Here is a 3,765-nt window from a genome sequence, read left to right on the forward strand (position 1 = left end):
TTTTTAATACGGGTAGGAGTCAGCCCTCAAAAAAAATGGGAATTTAGAGGAGGTAAGAGTAAGAATTGTAAGAGTAATTTTTCTGCCTCACGTCAACCCAAAATACTAGCTTTTTGAGCTTTTCGGTGCAAAAAGCCAACACTTTTTTCAACCCAAAATGCTTTTGTCTTTATCTGTCAATACTTTGAGAATTAATCAGCCAGTCCTAATTAACGAAAAAAACTTTTTTCTATATTAATCAGAAGACTTTTTTCCAGTCTAGATATCTAAATTATAAGATATTTTGGTAGTCCGAGTCCTTATTATTTTTAGGACTTACGCAGAGAGGCTGTATATAGCGCTAAAAACTATAACGTTATAGTTTTTGAACTCTATATATAGTACCTTTGCTTAAGTCTTGATTTTGATAAATTGACCAGGCTAGTATGGGAACTATACTTTAGGGTTTGCGCTCAAAAGTCTTTTTTAAGGATTAGGGGAGTAGGGGAGTAATTTTTTTTGCCCAACTCTTGGCCAAAATACTAACATGGATTAGCATGAAGATTTGAAAATAAAGATAATTCCTGAAGACCTAAAAAGGCTAAAACCTTTATATGTAAATGCTTATAAATTTAATCAGCAAGCCATACTTTAAGCAACATAACCTGCCATTTTTTATCAAAATGAGAGCTAGATTAACTTAATAATATTAATTTTGACATAAATTGCTGCGACGCTTCAATTTGAAAATGAAATTTTTTTGAGGACTTGGTTCCCTCAGTTGGTAAAATAAGACTTAAGTATCTAAGAACTAAAAATTACAATAGCCTATGGCAACTGTCACTGCTTATCCTAATGCCCCAGATTTATCTACTGACGACTATTTAGTAATTGGTTTAGCAACCTGCTTTATTAAAGAAGATGGTGAAATCTCTCAAGTAAAAATTGTTGAACCAATACCTTCAGCAGCTCTTGAAGCTATAGTTAAAGGAATCCCTACTTCCTATCAAATAGCTTGTGGCACAACTTTGGGGACAGTATTATCTGGAAATACACCTTTACTGCCTACAGATTTTCCTCGAGAAGCTCAATTCTCTGATAATTTTGCTGAGAGAGCGATCGCTGCTACTCGCACATATAAAATTCATCCTGAAGTTAAATCTCTGGTTCCTCTAGGAAGTCGTCGTGATGATTTGAACTATTCTCTAGAGCGTAAGCGGATATTAAATGCAGAAAATATTGTCAGTTCTGAGGATAATGTGAAGCAACACGAATATACTCACAAAGTTCTTTAATCTTCCAGTTGATTCAATATCTTAAAACTAGCAAAAATTACAGTTATCTAAGATTAGGTATATAGTTGTGCTAAAACTTTATGGGGGGTGTTCGTAGTCGGGCATCAATTATTCATTGGTATCTCGAAGAAATAGAAGCTTCTTATGAATTTATCACTCTTGATATGCAGTCAGGAGAACATCTCAAACCAGATTTTTTAGAGATTAATCCGATGGGAAAAGTTCCTGCTATTGTTGATGGAGAATTTAAACTTTCGGAGTCAGGAACTATTCTGTTATATGTTGCAGAAAAATATGGCAAAATGCCTGATTATTTAGAAAAGAAAGCTGAAATTTTTCAGTGGGTATTGTTTGCTAATGCTACTCTCGGACCTGGAATTTTTATCGAAGCGAGTCGGGAAAAAGAAACTCCCCGTTTATTAACTCCATTGAATAAAATTTTTGACACTCAATCTTATTTAATGGGTGAATAATTCAACGTGGCAGATATAGCAGTAGGTTCAATATTGGCTTACATTCCTATGATGTTAAAGTTGGATTTAAGTTCCTATCCTAGTGTTTTGGCATATATTAAACGAATTTCTGAAAGACCTGCTTTTCAAAAGACAATAGCTAATCGTTCTTGATGTGGTATATTCAAGCATTCAGCAGTCAGTTTTCAGTCATTATTTATTAGCTTCAAGCCAAGAGAGTATTGAGATAGTGAGTGAAAATTAAAAATATGGGGAAAAGCAGATTTGCTAATTTTAGTAATCACCGGGCTATCTTGAAATTTCAAAATAAAGAATTGTCTGGAGTGACTTTCCAAATTTGTTGTTCATTTTTCTTGGTGAATGCTTATACCAATTCTCGAAATTAACTAGAGAGATAATTCAACAATATATTCCTAATATTCCTAACCTGTCAATTAAGGTCTCTACCAATTCAAAAATTTCTATTTTTGTACTCCTGACATTTACTTTTATGATGACTATCGACCTATACCAGGGTTTGCTGAATAAGTCTTATAGATGAGGGTAGAAGTCAGGAGTCAGGAAGACCGAGTCAGGATAAATAGAAATTACAGAAGATGTAGTTGAAAGAATTGCCCCTTAATTTTTCTCCCCTTGTTTGCTAAAAATCCTCACATTCTCAGCCATGGGAAGCAAAAAGTTTGTACTTTTTTCGCATAAAAAAGACTAAAGTATTTATATGTAAATTATTTTGGATTTAATCAGCAAGCCCTATACTAAATCTCCACTCAATTTTGAGAATTGATATTACTTTAAAGCATTAAAGCAAGGAGAATAAATAAAACAAACATCAACCAAAATAGACAATCTAGAGAAATAAATTATCTCTAGATGAAAAATTTAGGGTATTCCTAAATATGTAAGGATATTAGTTTGTTTATCCCTTAAATTTTCAGAAAGTAGGTAGCAAAAATCATTACTTGTTTACAACTACCAAACTTAGTAGCTATCAGCTTCCCAATTATTATTATGTCAGCATATTGCTAATAATTTAGATTAGAAAGGAAGCTAATAGCTATATTTAGAGATTTAATTTTTATCTGAAACCTACTGCTGCTTGCCATACAAAAGCTAGCAACAAGAAGAAAACAGGAATTACTGGTAAAACATCAACTAACGGATCAAAAACTGAGTAAGCTTCTGGCAATTTTGCCAATAGCATTGCTAATTCCATAACATCAACCTACCTTTTTTCCACAAAAAAAATTTTATGATATTAGTATATCTTAAGATGAGCCATTAGTATCAAAATTTATATCTTCAAATATAAATCTCAACTAATAAAAATATTGGCCTTGCTAAATGCAGCAATTAATCTTTGAGGGACATAAACATCTCAAAACTTGAGTTAGTGAATTAACAGCCAACTAAAATGTTTGAGTATTTCTACCAATTAGGAATAACACAAAATCTTGGGATTTCATCAAGCTAGAATGTATACCATTGATTTAATGGAATATTGAATAGGAAAAGAATGTCTAAGCAAGAAGTAAACGAGTGGTTGAAGCGGATCGTCCCAAGTCAAAATTTTGATGAGTTTGGTTGAAAACTACGATAGTTAGGCAGATATGTATGAGACAGATGTTGGACAAGTATGGAAACCAGTACCTTATATTCTCTGATACTGCAATCTGTAAAAACAATTTCCGATACGATCAGAAAGTAATTGAGATGTATAATTTGGTCTACACTCTATAAGTCTAGGATTTCGCTTCGCGACATGAAAAGCTTTTTCGGCAACAGCACCTAGTATATTAAAGAATTGACCAAAGGGAGCATAAGTGCCAAGATTTGTTTAACCCAGACTTAGACTATTGACCACTAGGTAAATATCCCATTTTCATCTTGTTTGGCTTGATTTGTGTAAGTTAATCCTGCTGGATTTAACTTTTCATTGACATATCACCTGGTTTATTAACCAAAGCTGCGGAAAAAGGTCTATATAAATCCTTAGTTGATTGATCTATAAGCGAACACAG

Annotated in this window: 4 protein-coding genes; 3 read left to right on the forward strand and 1 reads right to left on the reverse strand. The window is 33.0% G+C overall.

Going from position 1 to position 3,765, the window contains the following annotated elements; genetic code table 11:
* Positions 1–809: 809 nt before the first annotated feature.
* The 3 genes from F6K22_RS35240 to F6K22_RS42705 all read left to right on the forward strand — a co-directional run bounded on the left by F6K22_RS35240 (position 810) and on the right by F6K22_RS42705 (position 1,900).
* Positions 810–1,274, forward strand: coding sequence for a hypothetical protein (locus F6K22_RS35240; RefSeq protein WP_293109169.1), 465 nt, complete (start codon positions 810–812; stop codon positions 1,272–1,274).
* Between the two features lie 80 nt (positions 1,275–1,354).
* Entirely contained in the window at positions 1,355–1,747 is a 393-nt protein-coding gene (locus F6K22_RS35245) for a glutathione S-transferase family protein (RefSeq protein WP_363275122.1), read from the forward strand.
* 6 nt (positions 1,748–1,753) lie between these two features.
* Entirely contained in the window at positions 1,754–1,900 is a 147-nt protein-coding gene (locus F6K22_RS42705) for a glutathione S-transferase family protein (protein ID WP_363275124.1), read from the forward strand.
* Positions 1,901–2,822: 922 nt separating this feature from the next.
* Here F6K22_RS42705 and F6K22_RS35250 read toward each other — a convergent pair.
* Positions 2,823–2,960, reverse strand: coding sequence for a photosystem II reaction center protein K (locus F6K22_RS35250; RefSeq protein WP_094677471.1), 138 nt, complete (start codon positions 2,958–2,960; stop codon positions 2,823–2,825).
* Positions 2,961–3,765 lie beyond the last annotated feature (805 nt).

Source organism: Okeania sp. SIO2F4 (assembly GCF_010672385.1).
Taxonomy (GTDB): Bacteria; Cyanobacteriota; Cyanobacteriia; order Cyanobacteriales; family Microcoleaceae; genus Trichodesmium.

Excerpts from the sequence above, each read along its gene's own strand:
- F6K22_RS35240 (WP_293109169.1), top strand. The coding sequence starts at position 810 with ATGGCAACTGTCACTGCTTATCCTAATGCCCCAGATTTATCTACTGAC.
- F6K22_RS35245 (WP_363275122.1), top strand. The coding sequence starts at position 1,355 with ATGGGGGGTGTTCGTAGTCGGGCATCAATTATTCATTGGTATCTCGAA.
- F6K22_RS35250 (WP_094677471.1), bottom strand. The coding sequence starts at position 2,960 with ATGGAATTAGCAATGCTATTGGCAAAATTGCCAGAAGCTTACTCAGTT.